Below are 19,966 nucleotides of genomic sequence, written 5' to 3' on the forward strand. Positions count from 1 at the left end.
CCATGAAACTATTCTCGAAATCCTTCTGGTCCAAGCGGAGTGCGCCCGCCAAAACCTCCCCCACTCCTGAACCCAAGCAGGAGCCGACACCCGCACCCGTGGACATCAGCAAGCTTCACGGGAAAGCCAAAGCTGCTGCCATCCTGAACGAGCGCATGCGCACCGCTGACGCTCGCGCCGCTCTGGAGCGCGCCGAAGCCTCCACCAAGGCGGAGAAGCAGGAGCAGGCCCGTACGAAGCTCAATGAGCACGTGGTCAAGCAGGGCCAGCTCTCCACGAAGCGGGCCCGCGAGTCCTACTTCCGGCTTCACCGTGCCGACATCGACACAGCGATCAGGGAGTCCGGCCAGAACAGCAACACGTGGTACGCAACCTTCCTTGCCTAACTTCCCATGCGCACCCTGCCCCATTTTTTCACCAAGCTTTTTGCCGAACCGCTGATGCTGCATGCACCGGCCCGCGCAGGATTCGAGGCCTACCTGCTTGGCCAGATGAGCACGGACGCCTCACGCCCTCCCGTCCGCATGGAGGGAGAGGAGAAGGCGTGGCGCATGAAGCGTGTGCTCGAGAAGCGCGGACGCCTCGCCATCGTGCGCATCTACGGCGCTATCGACAAGCAGCTCTCGACGCTGGAAATGGAGTGCTTCGGCGGGTGCGATCTCGCGGACGTGGACCGCGCCCTTGCTGCTGCCGAGGCTGACAAATCCGTGGACACCGTCATGCTGGAGTTCAACTCCCCTGGCGGCAGCGTGACCGGCGTAGCGGAGACAGCAGCACGCGTGGCGAACCTGAGGAAGACCAAGGAGGTTCACGCTTTCACGGAAACAATGTGCTGCTCTGCGGCCACGTACATCGCGAGCCAAGCGGATCATGTGGTGGTCACCCCTTCGTCTACCAACGGCTCCATTGGCGTCTACATGGCGACCCTGGACGAATCCCGCGCCTTGGAACTTGCTGGCATCACGGTCAACTTGATGAAGGCCGGAAAGTTCAAGGCCATGGGTGCCAGCTTCAAGCCGTTGGAGGATGAAGAGCGGAAGATGATGCAAGCCAGCGTGGACCGCATCCATGCCGATTTCAAAGCCGCTGTCACGAGCCTCCGCCGCGTGAAACCTGAATCCATGGAGGGTCAATGGTTCGATGGGCGGGAAGCTCTCGCCTGCGGACTCGTGGACGAAATCACCAACATGAGCGCCGACGAATACGCGCTCGCCATCGCCTCCTAATACACCCCAGCACACCAATGAAGATCCTTACGAAACAATTCTGGAAAAGGTTCAGCAGGCAAGCCGCCGCTATTGCGCCGGTTGCGCCTCTCGTGGCCAGCACACCACCGCCCGCACCCGCCGCTTCCACGCCTCCACCTGCACCCATTGCCAAACCTGCACCCACACCCGCCCTTATGACCACTCCGCCCACCATACCGAAAGCGCCCGCTGCATCGACGCCACCCCCGGCGAAGTTCGACGTGCTCAAGGAATCAAGCCTGTTGACCCGTGAGCAGTTCGACGCCCTGGGGCACGCCAAGCAAGCCGAATTCATCCGGAATGGCGGCTCTCTCGTGCGTGAGGTGAAGCACGGGAACGCGAACGATGTAGCGGCAGAGTCAATCGTGCGCATGCAGGATCCTGATGACGTTGCTGTGGCGTTGCTGAAAGGGTTCGGCTTGTCTATGGCTGATGCCACCCCGCACATGATCGCATGGGGCGCGAGCCACCACGACAAATCATTCAGGGCCTACGACGATGCCCGTTGCAAAGAAGCACTGGCGAAGGCTGAAAAGTCTAGCCGTCCCGTTGGCTATCTGCTCCCCGGCGCGGCTCCGGTGAACGACGAGGCACGTATCAGCCGCAGAAAGTCAGAGCCATTCAAGCAACCCGGCGAGGTCGCGGAACCTGAGCGCCGTGCCGCTGAAGATAAGCTGGTCGCCATGCTCACCGAGTTCGAGGCCATCAACAATGAAGAACTGAGGCGCATCTGGTGGGAACGCAACCACGAGACTGTGGAGGACCACGCCAAGAACGAAACAAAGCGTTCACGCAATTGGATCGCATTCTTCGTCACACGGATCACTGGCATCAACACCCACATCACCCGCTAACCACCTCCACCCTGATACACCCCATGCCCTACGATAAAGAGCAACCCATCCTCACTACGAGTGAAGTAGCCGCGCTTTCCAAAGTGGAACTCGACACGCTCACTTGCTTCAACAACTTTGTCACGGGTGACCCACCGGGCACGACCCCGGTTGAGCCTGCCCGCGTGGAAAACGAAGCCGTGATGATCTACGAAAGCGCCAAGGGTATCCGCACCATGGACCAGGAGCGCGAGCTTGCAGTTCTCAAGGCCAAGTTTGTCGGCTTCCACGAGGCGCGGGCGCTTCCATCTGGCATCTTGAAGGTGCAGCTTTTGAGCTTCAAGGATGGATTTGTGCATGTTGCGCACCCCTTCGTGAAGGACGGCCCAGTCGAGTTCTTCGGGCGCAACGGTGGAGGCTTCTACCGCATGCCTATCTGACAATTTGCCCTGCACCCGTTTGTGCAGGTCATCGAGCGCCCCGCCAGATTGAACATGGAAAAGTAGCCCGGCGGGGCGCTCACCACATCTTATACACCTCAGACCGCCATGAGCACCGTTTACCTTGAACCACCACTTGAGGAACGCGTCACCGAAGCAGAGGTCGCAGAAGCCCGCCGCCAGGCAGCAGAAGACCGGCTGAAGGAATTGCAGGTCATGGCGTCCGCACTCAACACGCGGAGCGCACGGAAACAGTTCTGGTCGGAATACGACGAGGAGATTGTCCACCTCTCCGCCATCGAGACAAGAAAAGGAACCCGGTGGATCCACATGTTTTTACCATGAGCAGCGCACAAGGCCCACAATACCCCGGCACCCACCACAAGTTTGGCGAGGAGGCCCGTTTCCGTGAGAACACGGTCGCACAGACGCCGCTTCCAACGCGGCACCGCATGTTCACCAAGCCTTTGCCTGCTGGTCGTGTGCTTGAGTTGGCCCCAGCACCTCCACCACCGCGCCCCAGGCATCCCTTTTACGTGAGGAGATACCGCCTCAGGCACAACCGGAACATCATCCAAGTTGCTCCAGGGACAATCAATGGCATCTACCCGACCCTTGAAGGGATTCCAATCTCAGAAGAGCCGCACCTGGAAGTCGATCTCTTTGATTGCTGGGTCTACCTGAAACTAAAATTCTCTCTCCTTGTGGTCCACGACCACGTCAACAATGCCACGCTGACGAGCGCAACAATCGTGACGGATGCGCAAATCAACCAGCCGTACGGCCCGAACAACACAGGCGAGTATTATATCCTGCTCGCTGTCTTCAAGAACTATCAGTTAGTCGGCCAGACGACTGTGACAAACTTGGTTGGAGAAGTCACCGGAATTCCTGACGGGAGCGCGAGAGGACGACTGGAGGTGAATGCGGTTGTCAGCGTGGTGTAGGGCCGGAAGCCATCAAAGTATTCATTCCTTCCATGAACCTTGAATCTCCCCAACTCATCGCGGCCCGCGCTTCACTGGCGACTTTCTGCACCACCACGGCGAGAGAGACGGCGCAGATTGCTGCGGTCACGTACTTCGTGAACAGTGATGAAGCCCTCATCCTGCTTCGGGAATGGGCACAGCTTCCACACGTGCGGTGCATCCGCCATTGCATCCCCGGTGAAGAAGAGCTTCAGGCGGCAATCGCGAAGCTCTCGGAGCGGCCCGACAATTGCTTGCCCTTCGCACGGGAGGAGCGCAGGCAGCAGGCAGAGAAAAAGCTAGGGCAGCTTCACCACTGCTTCAGGGCGCTCCTGCATCCCGATTTGGAAAAGGAGTTCTGGACCCGGCATGAACGGGAGATCCAGATCCTCGCCCGTGATGAAAGCATGCTTGGTCAGAAGTGGATTGAGAAATTCAAACGATGATCTTCCCAACCCCAACAGCTCAAGACCAAGCCGCGCTCCACTGGACAAAGCAGGTTGATCCGTGTGAAAACTGCTGCGGCCCATGGCTCGGCTCAGTCCTGATTGCATCCCGGCGAGCGGCACTCGATACAGACCCGGAAATATCTCTTGGCGCAGACCAACCAGCCTACGAATGCGTCGTAGACATTGAACTTGGCGGATGCGGTGAAGAAAATCCATCGTGCGAGGAAGGTTTCGAAGATGCGGTTGAAGTTGCGACCAGCGAAAGGGACGACGCCCAGGTGATTTTCGACGACAAGACCTTGGAGCAGGAATTGTTGAGCGAGGCTGTCGGAGACCGGAATACTGAGGCGGATTCAGCGTTGGCTGAGATGCAATCAGCCCGAATCGCTTACAGCCAGCTTCAGAACGCTCACACCTCAGCGCGAATCAAAGAAGAGACATTCACGCGTAGGAACGACCCGGCTGGTGTGGCCGCAGCCCTTGCAGAGCAGGCGGCGATTCAATCGCAGCTCTCAGATCACATCTACCACGACAAAAACAATCTCTATATCACTGCCAGAACGAATGTTGGAGACGCCTACGCTGAATTTTATGAAGGACAACGGCAACTCGACCTTATCCAACGCGACCTTGATGTCGCAATCTACAAACTCGCCTGCGCTGAGCACAATCTTTCCGTGGCCACAGGGGAAGATGTTGAGATGTGGTTTGTGTCTGGTCGAGACGGAACGATTGCCCACCTCACGGCAGATGAGAGGCGGGACGGGTTCTATCGGCTGGAATTCGACATGGCAGAGCGGAGTGGAGAGGATGGAATATCACAACGCATCCCGCTTCCCTCTGGAACAACAAACATCCGATTTGAGTGGAGAGAGGTGTTCATACCGGCAGATGGGAGTGAGTACATTTACGGCGAGGAACCTTTTACGGAAGATGTGGAAGTTGAGTCGGGCACACAAGTTGCACGGACTGCCGACCACTATATTGCCGCTCCAGAGATTGAGGGGACCTATCGCATTGTGACCATGCCAGGCAGGGCGCAGGTGAGCATAGTTAGTGAAGACTTGCATGCCTCGAAGGTGAAATATGGTTTCCCGGCATACATCCACACTGGCACGACTGCGCAATGGTACGCCACGGAAACCGCCTCCGGCCTCAACACTGAGACGGGCGTTTCATTCTCTGGCTCCCAATCAGTGGACGAGTTCTTCAATATCGAAAGCTCCCTGAGTGCCTCAGTCACCGCGCACCCTGAACGCGTGTCAGGAGTTGGTGGCAATCCATTCGGCAGCAAGTCCCGCCAGTACACCGCCACGCAAAGGCAGTGGCCGGATGGAATGGTGATGACGTTGAGCGGCCTTGTCTCCACCGATAGCATTACCCAGCCCGTGGACTCGCACCTCGATTCCGCATGGGGAACTCCGCTCCCTGAGAACCTTGCACCTTCGACCATGACCAACCCTCATCGCAGGCTGTTCATTGGGGAGACGGCATACTCCAGGCTGCGGAGGAGGTTCAAGCTTCAGGTCACCATTCCATCAAACCGCCCGTTTCCCGTCACCATTGAGGTGAAGTACGACAAGAAGACATACACCTATGCTACAAATAGTTGGGTTGTTGAGGAGGAGTCGCACGAGGTGACTATTCTCACTGGAGAGACAACGGCAATTGAGGATGAGTGGACAGAGATCGATCCGATGGATGGAACGATTGTGGTGATGGCCAACGTTCGCGCAGAGCCGCACCTGCACCTCTGGCATCTCGGTGTAGATGTCAGCATTGCGCCCCACGAGGACTAGGGCCTACGTGCGGTCTGCTTCATCCTCTGGCCAGACCAGACCCTCCAGCATGCGCAACTCACCGCGCCTGCGCTTGTATTCCACGCACATCAGGGACAAGATGGTGCCACACGCGCACCCGGTGACAGGAAGGGAAATCACCTTCACCATCCACACGGGATCGGCCTTGGGCAGTTCCACCACATGGAACACCAGCAGCACCGTGCAGCCGAGTCCAACGGCCAGCAGCGCGAGAAGCGCAGCGTAGGACCGGCAGACTTTGGTCATGATGCCCATGGTCGGGTAAGGAACGGCAAAACTTTCGGGATGCAAGGGGGAATCACGCAGTGCGGATTGACCACAAATTGGTCGAAAATCCGTAGCAAAAGCCGATTTCACTAGGAGAGCACACAAGATTCTGAGTCTTGTGCCGACGTGGAGAAACGAAGGTTCATTCAGTTGAAGGCGTGACGGCGTGCGGTCATTGCTCGTGTACACCCGTAAAAGCCATGGCTGACATTACCAGCACGCAGCTCGCGAAGATTGTTGGCTGCACCCCCAGCGCCATTTGCATGGAGAGGCATAGAGGTCGCCTTCAAGGGGGTGAAAAGCGCCCCGGCGTGCGCGGCGTCGTCTTCCCGAAGACTGAAGTCATCAAATGGCTCCGCTACAAGTGCTTGAGCCATCTCATCGAGAAGCTGCCATAAGGCTTTCCCCTCTATGGAAATAATATGCAGTTACTCATTGAGTAAGTTACGCATTGAGTAATAATGCGCTTGTGAACTGCGGGAGTCCGCAGGAAGCAAAAGGCCCGGCCAGTGTTTGCACCACCGACCGAGCCCGCATGTAACAATCCTACACCGAGGATCATCAACAATGAGATCGTATGTCAAAAGAGCTAGTGCGCAAGCTGAAAGCCGCCCGCGAACTGGTGGGCGAAACGCAGGTAGTGTTCGCCACAAGGCTGGGCGTGCCAACACGCACGCTGATAGGCTGGGAGAACGACCAGCGAACACCCCGAGGCCTCGCCCTGGAAGCCCTCAACGCAAAGCTGGACGCCATCCTAAAGGGAAAGAAGTAAAATGGCGGGGTGACAAGCGCGGACCTCGCCACGCTGGCTTGCCCCGCGTCCCGTTCTCGCGCCGCCCCCAGCCCGGCAATCATGGTCGCTGGCTGCACTACCGCGTTGCGCCCGGCCTTCGGAGCCTTCAGTATGTGGAGAGCCGCAGCGGAAAGAATGCGTGCATCTTCGTCTCCAAGGCGAAGGATCGCGAGCTGTGGAAGATGGCCAGCCAGCAGGGGCACGAAAACCCCGCTGTGATGTTCATCGCGAATCTGACCAAGCTGTGCGCCGCTCACATGGAAAGGAGGGCCGCAGCATGAAGAGGTCACGAAACACAAAGCCGCTCATGGCTCCAGCCGACACCGTGCTCCTTCCGCAAAACGGATTCCTCCTGCGTGTGACGGAAGCGGGCTGGATCAACATCATGCAGGGCGATGGCAATGCGAAGGACATTGCCCATGTCATCCTGAGTCCACGGGAGGCGAAGGTGCTGCTTGATGCGCTGCCGGAGTACATTCGCGCGGCCACTGAGCTCCACGCCGATAGCGAGGGGGTTCTAGTATGAACTCCCCCTACTTCATCGGCCCATGGAAAGGCATGGGCGCTGCCATCGAGGATTGCGCGGAAGAGACGGGCCATTCCGTGGCTCACCTCGTGCGCATCGGCACGGACAGGGTTTTGCAGGAGTACCACACCACCGGCAAAGTGGCGGTCGGTGCAGCCTTGCGGAAGCCCTCGCGCCGTGGCCGGAAGCTTGGGAGCAAGAACGCCACCAAGGGTCCCACCCTGGACGACCTCCACCGCGATGCACAGGAGGCCAGAGAGGAGCTCAACCGGCTTCGTGCCGAGTGGGTGCTATTCTGCCTCCAGCATGGCGAGGAGGGCAAGCAGCGGGCCAAGAACGGCGGTCCGGGCGTCGAACTGTGGCTATGCCTCAAGCTGGCCATAGAACGTGATGCCGTGGCCGTGGAGAGGCTGGCAGGGGCAAGGCTGGCGCTTACACCGTCTGGCCAGCGGTAGGCCATCCTTGAGCGAATGCGAGCCCGTCAGTGCCTTCGTGGTGCTGGCGGGTTTCGTTTAGGCGGTCGAGCGGAACGACCGCCTAATAGGTACCTCTCGGGAACCAAATCCCCGTGGTCGACCACGACCACCACGGAGGTGCGGTCCACGCGGTCATTCGCGTGGACCGCGTGGAGAAGTGCTCTCCTTGTCGCGTAGGGCACTTTTGAGGTGCGGTCACTCTTGGGTACCGCACCTTCTCGGTCGTCATCGAGGATGACTGCCGAAGTTAAATAGATGGTACTCCTCAGTGACCATCAACCAGTCACTCGCGGTGACTGGTTGAACTTGGTCCTTGTGGATGACCAATCATTCCGCCTTCCAATTCCGACCAAAGTCCATGATCTGACCGGAATGGAAAATAGAGGCCCGAACGCAACACGCCCCCAAGCCGTCGAAACAGTTTGAGGGCGCTTTGGTGCTGTTTGCTGCTTCTGTGCCATCACCAGGCCAGCCGCCGTCCCCGCCGACTCAAACAGTGGTGAATCCCTCACCGACGGGAACACTGAAACATGATGCCGTGTCGAAGGGGCGTCAAGCTCCTGCGAGAATCACATCATCCACGCCTTGATGACCTCGCCGAGCGTCAGGCCGTGCGCAAAAAAGACCCGCTGGAGAACTCCCATTCGTCCAGCGGGCACACACATCAAACACATTTGAACGACCAACCAAGCTCCCACTTGGCGGGCCACAGACTATTCGAGGCAAGGGGGGCTCGTGCGTGTGTCAGCGTGAAATTCCGGTTCCGATTCCAGCGGAAAGCCAGGGGTGGGACCGGAATGGAATTTCATAAGCCCCCTCCAGCGCTGCTGGTGGAACCTTTTGGTGGCCCCTCTTCACTCTTTGATGCAGCATCATTCTTCAGAATGATGCTCAGTGCATGCTTCAGTTCGGCTTCGTCCTTCAAAAGTTGCGTCATGCGATCCGACAGCTCCGCAAGAACCACGCGAATGCTCGTTGCTAAAGCGAGACAGTGTTCATCAGCTTGAGCGTGGACACCATCACTCAGGGCGGAGTGAAGAAGCCCGAGTGGGTTGTGGCCGTCTATGAGCAGGCTTTGAGGTATGTATGGCTTAGCCATTTCCATAGCCTTCGCGAATTGGTCCTCCGTAGCCGCTGCACGGAGTTTCTGAACATCGCTAGGTGAAGTTTGGAGGCGCTCCGCCACATCCGCGATTCTGGTGATGATCCGAGCTTTTTGATTCTCAACGACACGGCGATAATAAATGAAAGCGCCGATGCCTAATCCTTGGTTTTCACACCTCCGACCCTTCAAGAAAGCGTCGCGGTCCGGGCCTGCTAGACTGATCAACCGGGCCGGGGTCGGCGGACCGAACGGGGGAGACTCTCCGTACTTGTACGCAGTGCCCCCATCATTGTGGTTGTTTTCCTGAAGTGCCAGCGAGAAGGTTTTGGTGAAGACTTGGCAGTTCGAACATCGGTAGATGAAATAGCTGTTCCTCAGGCCTTCCACGGACAGGAAAGGCGGCGTACTCGCAGGTCTAAACACTCGTACGCCGTTGCATTTCTCATTTGGGCAGTGAAGCTGAATTTCTGGTCCTATGCAATAACGTGTGGTCCCTTGGTGTGAACCCACGATGTTTGATATGCCTCTCGTTTGGTTGGGTGGGCACGACTCAAGGAACTCAGCGAAGGAAACTTCATCCTCGTTCGGGGAGCCTGGAGATAAAATCGTGGCGCTCATATGCGTTCTACTGCCAAAAACTGCCAATTTTCAGTGTATTTTCGTGTGTTTTGGTGTGTCTTTATGCGTCTTGGTGTATGAGCTGCCAAAGGCGATTACCAAGAGGTATGTGTTCAGTGTGAGCGACTTAGAGAGTGCCGACAGCGGGACTCGAACCCGCACGGTGGTCGCCCACCAACGGATTTTAAGTCCGTTGCGTCTACCGGTTCCGCCATGTCGGCCTTGGGCATTGCGGGATGGAGTCTTTTGAAGAGCAAGGCTGACTGCGCAAGCGTCAATTGTTCCATCCGCGGCGCAACGTACTACGGATGAGGGCGATGTCCGGTAAATTCTACCTTGCTTCAGCCTGAGGCAGATTCGTTGCATCCCTCTCACCCGCGGCCGATGCCGTAGACCGTCTGCGCACGGGTGTAGAATTCCCGGTCAAAGCGCCCGTGCTCGGGTGGGCCGATGCCTGAACTTTTCCAGCCGCCGAATGGCAGGTCGAGCCCGGCGTCGGCGGTGGATTGGTTCACCTTGAGAATCCCGGCTCGGGCATCCGCGAGAAAGCGCGCGGTGACTTCCTCGGAACGGGTGAACACAGCTGCCGCCAGCCCTTGGGGCACACCATTGAGAAGTGAGATGGCTTCGTCCCAGCGGTTTGCGGTTTGCATCACCAGCAGCGGTCCGAAGGATTCATGCTGCACCACTTCAGCGCGTGGATTGTCGCAGGAGATGATGGCGGGCGGATGCCAGGCTCCCTCATGCCCCCACGAGGGGTGGGGTTCGCGCTCCTCTTGGGGACAGGTCAATGTCCCGCCGGAAGTCTCAGCACGGTCGAGGAGCCGCCGAAAACGTTCGCAGTGGGCGGGCGTCACCATGGGGCCGATGCGCGTGCTCTCCTGCAGCGGGTCGCCCCAGCACAGGCGTCGCGTTTCCTGCTGCAGGTGCGACAGGAAGGCATCTTTGCAGGAGGTATGGACGATGACCCGCCGGTTGGCGGTGCAGCGCTGTCCCGCCTGGGCAAAGGCGCCCTTGGCGATGAGGCGTGCGGCCTCGGGCAGGTCCGCATCTTCCCACACAAGGGCGGCGTTGTTTCCTCCAAGTTCCGCCTGGAAGGGGAGATGCCGTCGTGCACAGATCTCGTGAGCACTGAAACCCGTCTCCAGCGAACCGGTGAGCGTGACGGCATGGATGCCCGGGTGATTCATGAGCTGTGCGGCGGCTTCTCTCCCTCCCTCCACGAGGGTGAGGATGCTGGGAAGGGGAAGGTCTGGGCGGCTCTCCTGTAGCATCTGGATGACACGCCTCGCGATTCCAGGGGCCAGTGGCGATGGTTTCCAGGCAACCGTATTCCCGTAGAGCAAGGCCGGGGCGATCTTGCTCAGTGGGATGTAAAAGGGATTGTTCCACGGAGTGACGATTGCCACGGTGCCAAGCGGGCGGTGGCGCACCTCCGGTGCATCGCCGTGATTGGTGGCGGCATCGTCCGCGGCGCGCTGCATGACTTTGCGGAGCATGGCCGCCGTGTGCCGGACCTCGCGTTCGCCATGGTATACGGGCTTGCCGATTTCATCTGCCATGGCCCGTGCCAGCTCATGAGCTTGATGCTCGAGCTGGCGGGCGAGAGTTTCGAGAAGGTGCGCGCGCTCTGCCATGGGGACGAGATTCATCCCTTCTGAAGCAGGCCGTGGGACTGGAATATCCGTGTGAGTCGGGATGATGGCAGGGCGGGCCGCCGTTACCACGGTGCCGTTGCACTCCAGCATCGCGGAGATGTCAGCGACACTCGCGAAACGAATCCCACGCTGACCCAGATAGCGCCGCGTGATGGCGGCATGCAGTGGATCATCGCTGCCGGTGGCGCCATCTGCCACCCACACCGTCATGCCACGCTCATAGGCCCCCAGGATGGTCTCTCTCACACACGCGTGAAGATGCACGCCGGCAATGATTGCATGGTCGAACCCGCCCTCCGCGAGGTGATGCCCAAGCTCAGGCTTCGTGAAAGGGCTGAATCCGGTCTTGTGCACGGTGTGCTCACCGGGCTGGGGCGCCAGTGATGCAGGAGGTGCATGCCCCGGGGTCCCCACTTCGCAGCGCCACCTGTCAGCCGCCTTCCAGTGGGGCATGCGCTCATCGCGTTCACGTGAGACGCTCGTCCAAATGTGGATGACGGGGATGCCCCGCGCCCGGCAGGCATTGAGCAAGCGGCTGCATTCGTGGATGAGCTGTCCGGCCGAAGGCTCCAATCCCGGCGCGTCGAGATAGTCCCTCTGGAGGTCCACGAGCAGAAGCACTGGCTTCATAGGGAGAAGCTACTGGGCCCTCTCCGCAGCATTCGCGGCAGCTTCAGTGATGAGCTCCGTCATCTTTCGCGTACCGGCCAGCTTCGCGCCTTCTGCCATCACTTCCCGCGTGCGCCATCCATCACGCCAGACTTGCTGGACTCCCTGCTCGATGGCGCTGGCCTCTGCCTCCAGGCCGAAGCTGTGTCGCAACATCATGGCGAGGGAAAGAATCTGGCCGACAGGGCTTGCGTCGTCCGTGTCCGCAAGGTCATAGGCCGCACCGTGGTTCGTCTGGTACACCCCATGACCCAGCGGAGTGAAGTTCCCTGAAAAGGACATCGCCCGCGAACCCAGCAGCGCGGCGGCGAGATCCGCAAGCACATCGCCGAACATGTTGGGAGCCGCGATGACGTCGAACTCCGAGGGCTGGCTGATCAACTGATAGGCCATCAGGTCGATGTCCACCATCTTGCAGAGCACACCCTGGATTCTGGCGACCTCTTGGGCGCACTTCTGCCACATCGCGCTGATGGTGGGCACGCCGTGTTGTTTGAATACCACGGTGAGAATGCCCCGGCGCGTGGCTGCGAGTCGCGCCGCCGCGTTGAGGAACCGCATCACCTCGGATTCGCGATAGGTGAATGCGTGCCGCGTGATGAGAGCGCCATCGCTATCGATGATCGAGTCACCCAGTCCCTGATACAGACCGGAGATGTTCTCCCGCGCAATCAGCAAGTCGAGCCCTTGCAGCAGGTCCGTCTTCAGTGGGGATGCATCCGCCAGACCACAATGGGCCTGAATGGGACTGATTTTGAAAAACAAATCAAACTGGCGGCGCAAGTCGTACACATACCTGCTGCCGCCGGGGCCATTGAGAATGGCGCCTGAGCGCTCGAAAACATCCCGGCAAAATGCCACCACGTCTTCCGGCAGTGGATTGCCACCGGTCTTCTCCGCATCGCACCCGATGTCGCCGCCTGTGGTCACTTCCGACCGGATGCCGGTGACGGCGCTCACGGCCTCCAGCACCTGCAATGCCGCGCGCGTGACCTGCGGGCCGATACCTTCACCTGGCAACACGCCGATGAGTGGCGTGTCAAAACGCCGCCGCGGGCTCAGGCCTGTCACCGCGCTGATCCAGTTGCTGCAGTGACTTGCTGAAACCTGCGATGGGAGGAGTCTGGGGGGGCGGGGGACAGACGACATCCGGGAAGGTTTTTGAATTGACCGCCATGCTAACGCGATTCCGGTGCGAGACAACCCTTGAACACGGGTTTGCCATATCCCAGGCTGCTGCAGACAGGGATGCCCCTGTCGTTTTTCAGGTGCCTGTCCCTCAGGCCCTCCACCCGCGCATGCGCTCCAGCCACAGCCTGAGTGTGGGCATGTCCGGGGGAAGTTCATTCCAACCCTTCCACGTGTAGTTGGTGAGGATGCCGTAGAGCAGGAAGTCTGCAAACACGGGAGAGCTGCCCAGGAGAAACGGCTGATGCTGCAGCATGGCATCGAAGCGGGCGAAATGTTTCGCGGACCCTGCACGCAGCTCTGCCAGGGAGGCCCGCCATTGGTCGATGCAGCCGCGACCGAATTTGCGCTCCTTGTGGCGCAAGGTCATCATGCGGCCCACGGGGTCTTCAATGGAGGGCACGTAAAAGACATCCGTGCAGCGAAAGGTCGCGCCCTCCACTTCATCATCGAGATACGCGATGAGGATGTCGTGCAGTCCTGCAAGAGTCCCGGGAAAGAGGGTGCTGCCCGCGAAGGTCTTGTCGACATAGCGCGCCACATCATTGCTCTCGGCACTGCTTTCGTAGATGGCCCTGCCCTCGTGTACCAGCATCGGCACCTGATAGTACTGCCCACCGCTCGCCTCGATGACCGCACGGCGGTCCCAGTTCGGCACGTCTACGATCTCGAAGGGCACCTCATACGCCTGCAGGATGCGCTTGATGGGCAGGCAGTAGGGGCTGTGAGGCAGGTCGTAGAGGGTCAGGCTCGCGCTCATGGTCACTGTCAGCGTCAGGCGGCGTTCGGATTGGGACGGAAGAGTCCCACCATGACACCCTGAATGGACAATTCGCGAACGGGGACGAGGTCCGGGTACGCCGGATTCTCAGCACGCAGGAAGGGGCGGCCCTTGTCGATGAGGTAGCGCTTCAGCGTCGTCTCTCCGTCCATGAGGGCGGCCACGATGTCGCGAGGCTTGGGCTCTTTCTGCTCCAGGATGACGAAGTCACCGTGGCAGATGTGGGCGCCAATCATCGAGTCGCCGCGCACTTTCAGGGCAAAAGGTTTCGAGGTCGGGCGCAGACCCATCGTTCCCAGGTCCATGCTCAGCTTGCCGTCGGCGAACTGGGGATTGTCTGCGGTGAAACCCGCAGGGATGAGGCCGTAGAAGGGGATGTCCACCGTATCGCGCTCCATGTCTTCCGGGAAGACCACGGCGCGTGCCTTGCCGGCCAGGCGACGGATGGCGCCCTTGCGTTCCAGGGCTTTCAGGTGGCTCATCGCCGCCGTCTGGCTGGCGAATCCGAAGTGCTGCTGGATGTCCCTTGTGCTGGGCATCACACCGTGCGTACGCTGGTAGGTGCGTAAGAATCCGACAAGTTCCTGTTGACGTTCGGTAAGCATGAGGCGCATTTGAACACTGTTCAGGCAGCCAGGCAAGAGAAATCTGTTTTGCCTGCGCGCTCACCCTGAGGATATTTGCGCCATGCCCGCCCCCGCTCAGTATTGGATTTTGCTCCTTACACTCATCATCTCGCCAGTTTTTTCCCAGGAAACAAAGCCTGCGCCTGCCTCCCCACCTGCCGCGAAGCCCGCTGCGGCGCAGCCTGCCGTTCCACCAAAGGACGAACCAAAAAAAGAGGAGGGCAAGGAGAGTGCCGATGCCGGGCAAAAACCCCAGGACGCCGCCACGCTCGGACTTCCGAACCAGATGAAGACCGGCACACTTCCTCCGAACAACACCAGCATCTCGGAACTCGCCGCGCAGGCGTTTGGTCGCAAGGACTGGGAGACCGCGCGCAAGTATTACGAGCAGATGCTGCGTGATGACCCGCTCAATGCGCTGACGCATGCCAACCTTGGCGCCGTGGAGCAGCAGGCGGGCAGGCTCAAGGAAGCGCAGGCACTCTTCAGCCGCGCCGTCGCCATCAATCCGGATTTGCAGCAGACCTGGGTCGCGCTGGGGCTGGTGAGTTATGAAAAGGGCGACCTCTACTACGCCCTGCACGCCATTGGCCGTGCCATCCATGAGGACCCCACGGATGCCCGTGCGCACAACTACCTCGCTGCTGTGTCGAAAAAACTCGGCTGGCTGGACGCCGCCGAGGCGGAACTGCTTCGCGCCATCGAACTGGACCCCAACTACGGCAACGCGCACTTCAATCTCTGCATCATGTACCTCGAGCGCAAGCCCCCGGCCCTGGAGCTTGCCAAACGCCACTATGAGAAAGCCGTCGCCCTCGGCGCGGCTCGTGATGAGCTGGTGGAGGAGAAGCTGAAGGATTGAGGGGGGGAGAGCGGGCCTTGTGAATAGGGTTTTGCGATGGCGGTGCGGGCCTATGGACCCTTGCGCTATCGACAGACAGAAGAGCTTCAAGCGGCACAAGACGGATGGCACATTCGAAGTTGCAGCCTGAAGGGCTGCCGGAGCCCAGCCCGGGGTTAGGGAGTCTTGGCGACCGACACCCTGGTAGACGAAAAAAACCCTCGGACCCTGAAGGGGTCCAGGAGAGGAGGGCAGGGTCTGCTTCGAGTATTTGGCCAAGTCGAATAACACTGGGAATTGGTCAGTCTATTGCCCAAATCTCAATAAGTTAATTCCAATTCAGAGGCGCAGACAGTTGCCTGGCTTTTGAAGCACGTCACAGTCCAAGGCCGCTTCGCGTCACAGCATCTGGATCTGTCGCTTGTAGTCAATCCCACTCACAAATCCACCCCCGCCACCTTCAACAGCTTCATCGTGACAAAATACAATCCCACCGTGCCCACGATGCACACACCCAGCGCCGCCCAGAAGCCCCAGCCCTGACGCAGAAGCCACGGCAGCACGAGAAACATGGGAAGCGTGGGCAGCACAAACCAGAAGGTGCCGAAGGCGTGATTCGCAATCAGCGCGGTGTCCTTCTTCTCCACATAGAGCCAGATGAAGGCCAGCAGCGAAGTGAGCGGCAGCGAGTGGATGATGCTCGCGGCAAAATTATTCCGCTTCGCCGTCTCCGTCACCACCACGATGATGCCGGCGCTGAGCACGAGTTTGATGAGGTAGTAGAACATGGGGTACGTGTTGGAGTGTTGGAATGCTGGAGTGATGCGTGCCAGATGTCTGCATCGCAGGCTCGCGCCGAGTTCAACCGCAGGCGCTGCCCCAATCAAAAATCACAAATCATCAATCATAAATAGAAAAACGCCCGCCACCTCTCACGGCAGCGGGCGTCCTTGGCAGAAATCTATTCAGCCTTCTCACTCCTTGCACTTGCAGAGCCACTCGGGACTCTTGCACTCGCCGCACTCGCCGGTGTCATACTCGAAGCGGGCAGTCACAGCCTTGGCCTTGGGCGTGGCCTTGTACTGGACGATGAGCCATTCACCATCCTTCACCACGGGCACGGTGAAGCCGGTCTCCGTCTTGGTCACTTCCAGTTTCACGGGGTTCTTGCGATCTCCGGTGGTGGCGGTGAGCGTGCCCTCGCCTGCCTTCATGGGCTTGAGGTCCTTGTCGAGAAGCGCGATTTGAAATTTCCCATCCTTCACGGTGACCTCGGCGTGTACGGTTTCATCCTTGCTGAGTTCCAGCAGGCGTCCGCCTTTGGGGCCGAGAGGCACACCGCCGTGGCCGAAGGCAAAGCTGGTTACAAGCGCCAGCGCGAGGGTCATCAATTTCGTTTTCATGGATTTCATCTAGTGGGTTTGGCTTTGGGTTGGTTTGACGATTGGGTTGGTTCTCTGATTCAAGTCAGAAATGATTTCGATGTTTGTCCTGTCAGTTCTTGTCGGTTGGTTTTTCAGTGTGCCGCGGGAGCTTCATTCCGGACGGCAGATTCAGCGGCGCTTCGGCCAAAGAGGTAGAAGACGGCGGGTGTGACCACGAGGTCCAGCAACGTGGAAGACACCAGGCCGCCCACGATGACCACGGCCACAGGATGCAGGATTTCCTTCCCCGGTTCATGTGCGGACAACAGCAGCGGGATGAGAGCGATGCCCGCACTCAAGGCCGTCATCACCACGGGGACGAGTCGCTCCAGCGTGCCGCGGATGATCATCTGCGGACCGAAGGACTCACCCTCGTGCTTCATGAGGTGCAGATAGTGGCTGATCATCATGATGCCGTTGCGCGCTGCCACCCCACCCACGGCGATGAAACCCACGATGGTGGCGATGCTGATGTTGTTGATGAGGAACCACGTCAGCGCGAGACCGCCAATGAGGGCCAGTGGGATATTCAGCATCACCTGCAAGGCGAGTGACAGGCTGCGGAAGTAGCCGTAGAGCAGGATGACAATCGCGAAGAGCACGAGCACGAAGTAGAAGGCGATGGTCCTGGCCGCCTCCTGCTGCGCGCGGAACTCACCCTCGAAGCTCGGGTAGTAGCCCTCGGGAAAGTCGACCTTCTCCTTCACTTCCTTCTCCCACCGCTGCACGATGGATTGCAGATCACGCTCGCTCGTGTTCGCGCTGATGACGATGCGGCGTTGCGTGTTCTCGCGGTTGATGACGTTCGGCCCCTTGCTCTCGCGAATGTCCGCGACGAGGCGCAAGGGCACACGACGTCCACCCGCGGCTTCCACGAGCACGTCACCGAGCTTCTCCGGTGAGTCGCGCCACTCGGGAGGCAGGCGCAGCACCAGGTCCACGCTGCGCTCGCCTTCGCGCAACTCCGTGAGCGCGGTGCCGCCGATGAGAGCGCTCATCTGTTCATTGAGCGCGCCGGGCTGGATGCCATATGCCATGGCACGTTCGCGGTTCACCTCAATCTTCAACTGCGGAATCGGCACCTGCGCTTCCAGATACACATCCGTGAGACCTGGAATCTTCTGGCCGATGTCGCGTATCTGCGCGCCTTTCTCGCGCAACACATCGATGTTCGGACCGAAGACCTTGATGGCAATCTTCGCGCTCACGCCGCTGAGCATGTGACTGAGTCGGTGACCGATGGGCTGGCCCACATTCACCGCGGTGCCGGGGATCGCAGCCAGCTTCTCTCGAATCTCCTTGAAGACCTCCTCACGCGGGCGGCCGCCTTCGTCGAACTCCACGTCGAACTCATTCACACTCACCGGCACCACGTGGTCATCTCGCTCGGCACGTCCGGCACGGCGGCCCACGCTCTTCACCCCTTTGATGTCCATGAGGATCTTCACACCAAGCTCGCCCACTTCATTCGTCTGCGCGAGCGAGGTGCCCGGCGCATTCGCGAGGGAGATGGTAGCGCTGCCTTCATTGAAGGCCGGCAGGAACTCCTTGCCCATCACAGGATAGAGCAGCAACGCGGCCACCATCAGGGCTCCCACGATGGCAATCACCACGAGCGGCGCGCCCAGCGCCGCACGCAGGAAGGTGTGACGCACCAGGTTCTTCATGGCACGCACCACGAAGCCATCGCCATGGTCCTTGCCCTCCTTCGGTTTCAGCAGCAGCGAGCACATCACGGGAATGACCGTAAGCGACACCACGAACGAACCCGCCATGCTCACCATGGTGGCGATGGCAATGGGGGTGAAGAGACGACCCTCCAGACCTTCCAACCCGAGCAGCGGGAGGAACACCAGGATGATGAGCACCGTGGCGTAGAGGATGGAGTTACGCACCTCACCGGACGCGGTGGCAATGACTTCCATGCGCGGCTTCGGATTGGCCAGCGAAGCATTCTCGCGCAATCGCCGGAAGACATTCTCCACGTCTACAATCGCATCATCCACCACCATGCCGATGGCCACGGCGAGACCACCGAGGGTCATGGAGTTCACGCTGACTTCAAAGAGACGGAACACAAGCAGCGTGATGGCGAATGACAGCGGCATCGCCATGACCGTGATGAAGGTCGTACGGATGCTCAGCAGAAAGAGGAAGAGCACCACGGTCACCATGATGGCGCCATCGCGAATGGCCTCCTTCAGGTTGTCGATGGCATGGGTGATGAAGTCCCCCTGACGGAAGAGCAGTTCCAACTCCACGCCTTCCGGCAGGGTGGGCTTTAGGCCCTCCAACGCTTTCTCGATTTGCTCCGTGAGGCGAAGCGTATCGAAGCCAGGCGCTTTATCGATGCTGAGGATCACGCCCATCTGCCCGTTCACACTGGCGTCACCGCGCATGATTTGCACGCCGTAGTCCAGCTTCGCCACATCCTGCAGGAGAATGGGACGATCCTTCACCATCTTCACCACGGTCTTGCCGAGTTCCTCCAGGCTGGTGCTCATGCCGAGGTTGCGCACCATGATTTCCTTTGGTCCAGCCTGCAGGTAGCCGCTGGTGGCATTGCCCGCCGCCTTCGCGGTGGCGATGTTGATTTCCTCCAGGCTCACATCGTACGCGAGCATGCGATTTGGGTCGGGCTGCACCTGCACCTGCTTCACGCCGCCGCCGATGTTCAGCACATCCGCGACACCGTTGATGCTTTGCAAGCGCCTCCGCAGGGTCCAGTCCGCGAGGGTGCGCAGGTCGCGAGGCTCCATGTAGCCCTTTTCACCGGGCTTCTTGTTGCTCTTCACGCCTACGAGGAGGATCTCACCCATGAGTGAAGACACCGGCGTCATGCCGGGCGTCACGTCCTTGGGCAGATTCCCCAGCACGGCCTGCACGCGCTCCTGCACGAGCTGGCGTGCACGATAGATGTCCGTGCCCCAGGCAAACTCCGCGAAGACCAGCGAGAGGCCCACGTCTGAGTTTGACCTGACACGGTCCAGACTGGCGACACCTTGAATGGCGCTCTCCAGCGGCTGGGTGACGAGCATCTCCACCTCCTCCGGCGCGAGGCCGGGGCACTCGGTGAGCAGTGTCACCGTCGGCTTGGTCATGTCCGGCAGCACTTCCACCGGCAGCTTCGTGAGCGTCTGATAGCCAAAGACCATCAGCAGCACGGAAGCCATCAGCACCAAAGGTCGATGGTGCAGCGAAAAGCGTATGAGCTTGTTCAGCATGATCGGATCCCGG

General features: G+C 59.6%; 23 protein-coding genes and 1 tRNA gene. 14 read left to right on the forward strand and 10 right to left on the reverse strand.

Annotated elements, in window-relative coordinates:
- The first annotated feature begins 2 nt into the window (after positions 1–2).
- The 8 genes from DES53_RS17385 to DES53_RS17420 all read left to right on the forward strand — a co-directional run bounded on the left by DES53_RS17385 (position 3) and on the right by DES53_RS17420 (position 5,736).
- Entirely contained in the window at positions 3–386 is a 384-nt protein-coding gene (locus DES53_RS17385; RefSeq protein WP_113959564.1) for a hypothetical protein, read from the forward strand.
- Between the two features lie 6 nt (positions 387–392).
- Positions 393–1,226, forward strand: a complete 834-nt coding sequence (locus DES53_RS17390; protein ID WP_113959565.1) for a S49 family peptidase — start codon at positions 393–395, stop codon at positions 1,224–1,226.
- Between the two features lie 17 nt (positions 1,227–1,243).
- Complete coding sequence (locus DES53_RS17395) at positions 1,244–2,101, forward strand: hypothetical protein (RefSeq protein WP_147263453.1); 858 nt, start codon at positions 1,244–1,246, stop codon at positions 2,099–2,101.
- A 23-nt stretch (positions 2,102–2,124) separates the two neighbouring features.
- Complete coding sequence (locus DES53_RS17400; RefSeq protein ID WP_113959567.1) at positions 2,125–2,520, forward strand: hypothetical protein; 396 nt, start codon at positions 2,125–2,127, stop codon at positions 2,518–2,520.
- Positions 2,521–2,628: 108 nt separating this feature from the next.
- Positions 2,629–2,865: a hypothetical protein gene (locus DES53_RS17405; protein WP_113959568.1), complete on the forward strand. Its 237-nt coding sequence runs from the start codon at positions 2,629–2,631 to the stop codon at positions 2,863–2,865.
- Positions 2,862–3,467, forward strand: coding sequence for a hypothetical protein (locus DES53_RS17410; protein ID WP_113959569.1), 606 nt, complete (start codon positions 2,862–2,864; stop codon positions 3,465–3,467). The genes DES53_RS17405 and DES53_RS17410 overlap by 4 nt, the downstream gene beginning before the upstream one ends.
- 32 nt (positions 3,468–3,499) lie before the next feature.
- Positions 3,500–3,934 (forward strand): hypothetical protein, encoded by a 435-nt coding sequence (locus DES53_RS17415; protein WP_113959570.1) that lies wholly within the window; start codon positions 3,500–3,502, stop codon positions 3,932–3,934.
- Positions 3,931–5,736, forward strand: coding sequence for a hypothetical protein (locus DES53_RS17420; protein ID WP_113959571.1), 1,806 nt, complete (start codon positions 3,931–3,933; stop codon positions 5,734–5,736). The genes DES53_RS17415 and DES53_RS17420 overlap by 4 nt, the downstream gene beginning before the upstream one ends.
- 3 nt (positions 5,737–5,739) lie before the next feature.
- On the opposite strand, the gene DES53_RS17425 is transcribed toward DES53_RS17420, so the two are convergent.
- Positions 5,740–6,012, reverse strand: coding sequence for a hypothetical protein (locus tag DES53_RS17425; RefSeq protein WP_113959572.1), 273 nt, complete (start codon positions 6,010–6,012; stop codon positions 5,740–5,742).
- Positions 6,013–6,224: 212 nt separating this feature from the next.
- Here DES53_RS17425 and DES53_RS17430 point away from each other — a divergent pair, with 212 nt between their 5' ends.
- The 5 genes from DES53_RS17430 to DES53_RS17450 all read left to right on the forward strand — a co-directional run bounded on the left by DES53_RS17430 (position 6,225) and on the right by DES53_RS17450 (position 7,798).
- The gene (locus tag DES53_RS17430) at positions 6,225–6,422 is read left to right on the forward strand and encodes a hypothetical protein (protein ID WP_113959573.1); all 198 of its coding nucleotides are present in this window, start codon (positions 6,225–6,227) and stop codon (positions 6,420–6,422) included.
- Between the two features lie 179 nt (positions 6,423–6,601).
- On the forward strand, positions 6,602–6,796 hold the full coding sequence (locus DES53_RS17435; protein WP_113959574.1) for a helix-turn-helix domain-containing protein: 195 nt from the start codon (positions 6,602–6,604) through the stop codon (positions 6,794–6,796).
- Between the two features lie 38 nt (positions 6,797–6,834).
- Positions 6,835–7,098 (forward strand): hypothetical protein, encoded by a 264-nt coding sequence (locus DES53_RS17440; RefSeq protein ID WP_113959575.1) that lies wholly within the window; start codon positions 6,835–6,837, stop codon positions 7,096–7,098.
- Positions 7,099–7,124: 26 nt separating this feature from the next.
- Entirely contained in the window at positions 7,125–7,343 is a 219-nt protein-coding gene (locus tag DES53_RS17445; protein WP_113959576.1) for a hypothetical protein, read from the forward strand.
- Positions 7,340–7,798 (forward strand): hypothetical protein, encoded by a 459-nt coding sequence (locus DES53_RS17450; RefSeq protein ID WP_113959577.1) that lies wholly within the window; start codon positions 7,340–7,342, stop codon positions 7,796–7,798. The genes DES53_RS17445 and DES53_RS17450 overlap by 4 nt, the downstream gene beginning before the upstream one ends.
- Positions 7,799–8,624: 826 nt before the next feature.
- Here DES53_RS17450 and DES53_RS17455 read toward each other — a convergent pair.
- From DES53_RS17455 to lexA, 6 genes are all read right to left on the reverse strand, one after another.
- Positions 8,625–9,311, reverse strand: coding sequence for a hypothetical protein (locus tag DES53_RS17455; protein WP_211325589.1), 687 nt, complete (start codon positions 9,309–9,311; stop codon positions 8,625–8,627).
- Between the two features lie 366 nt (positions 9,312–9,677).
- Positions 9,678–9,763, reverse strand: a tRNA-Leu gene (locus DES53_RS17460).
- A 150-nt stretch (positions 9,764–9,913) separates the two neighbouring features.
- The gene (locus tag DES53_RS17465; RefSeq protein ID WP_113959578.1) at positions 9,914–11,830 is read right to left on the reverse strand and encodes an aldehyde dehydrogenase family protein; all 1,917 of its coding nucleotides are present in this window, start codon (positions 11,828–11,830) and stop codon (positions 9,914–9,916) included.
- A gap of 9 nt (positions 11,831–11,839) precedes the next feature.
- Positions 11,840–12,892 carry an isocitrate/isopropylmalate family dehydrogenase gene (locus DES53_RS17470; RefSeq protein ID WP_211325590.1) on the reverse strand — a complete coding sequence of 351 codons (1,053 nt, stop codon included), beginning with the start codon at positions 12,890–12,892 and terminating at the stop codon, positions 11,840–11,842.
- Between the two features lie 256 nt (positions 12,893–13,148).
- Positions 13,149–13,817 carry a glutathione S-transferase family protein gene (locus DES53_RS17475; RefSeq protein WP_147263455.1) on the reverse strand — a complete coding sequence of 223 codons (669 nt, stop codon included), beginning with the start codon at positions 13,815–13,817 and terminating at the stop codon, positions 13,149–13,151.
- 14 nt (positions 13,818–13,831) lie between these two features.
- Positions 13,832–14,443 carry a transcriptional repressor LexA gene (gene lexA, locus DES53_RS17480; RefSeq protein WP_113959812.1) on the reverse strand — a complete coding sequence of 204 codons (612 nt, stop codon included), beginning with the start codon at positions 14,441–14,443 and terminating at the stop codon, positions 13,832–13,834.
- A gap of 82 nt (positions 14,444–14,525) precedes the next feature.
- Here lexA and DES53_RS17485 point away from each other — a divergent pair, with 82 nt between their 5' ends.
- The gene (locus tag DES53_RS17485) at positions 14,526–15,326 is read left to right on the forward strand and encodes a tetratricopeptide repeat protein (RefSeq protein ID WP_113959581.1); all 801 of its coding nucleotides are present in this window, start codon (positions 14,526–14,528) and stop codon (positions 15,324–15,326) included.
- 416 nt (positions 15,327–15,742) lie between these two features.
- On the opposite strand, the gene DES53_RS17490 is transcribed toward DES53_RS17485, so the two are convergent.
- From DES53_RS17490 to DES53_RS17500, 3 genes are all read right to left on the reverse strand, one after another.
- Positions 15,743–16,093, reverse strand: a complete 351-nt coding sequence (locus tag DES53_RS17490) for a DUF3147 family protein (protein WP_113959582.1) — start codon at positions 16,091–16,093, stop codon at positions 15,743–15,745.
- 186 nt (positions 16,094–16,279) lie between these two features.
- Positions 16,280–16,708 carry a hypothetical protein gene (locus tag DES53_RS17495; RefSeq protein ID WP_147263456.1) on the reverse strand — a complete coding sequence of 143 codons (429 nt, stop codon included), beginning with the start codon at positions 16,706–16,708 and terminating at the stop codon, positions 16,280–16,282.
- Between the two features lie 113 nt (positions 16,709–16,821).
- On the reverse strand, positions 16,822–19,953 hold the full coding sequence (locus tag DES53_RS17500; RefSeq protein ID WP_113959584.1) for an efflux RND transporter permease subunit: 3,132 nt from the start codon (positions 19,951–19,953) through the stop codon (positions 16,822–16,824).
- Between the last annotated feature and the right edge of the window lie 13 nt (positions 19,954–19,966).

Source organism: Roseimicrobium gellanilyticum, assembly GCF_003315205.1.
GTDB classification, from domain to species: domain Bacteria; phylum Verrucomicrobiota; class Verrucomicrobiia; order Verrucomicrobiales; family Verrucomicrobiaceae; genus Roseimicrobium; species Roseimicrobium gellanilyticum.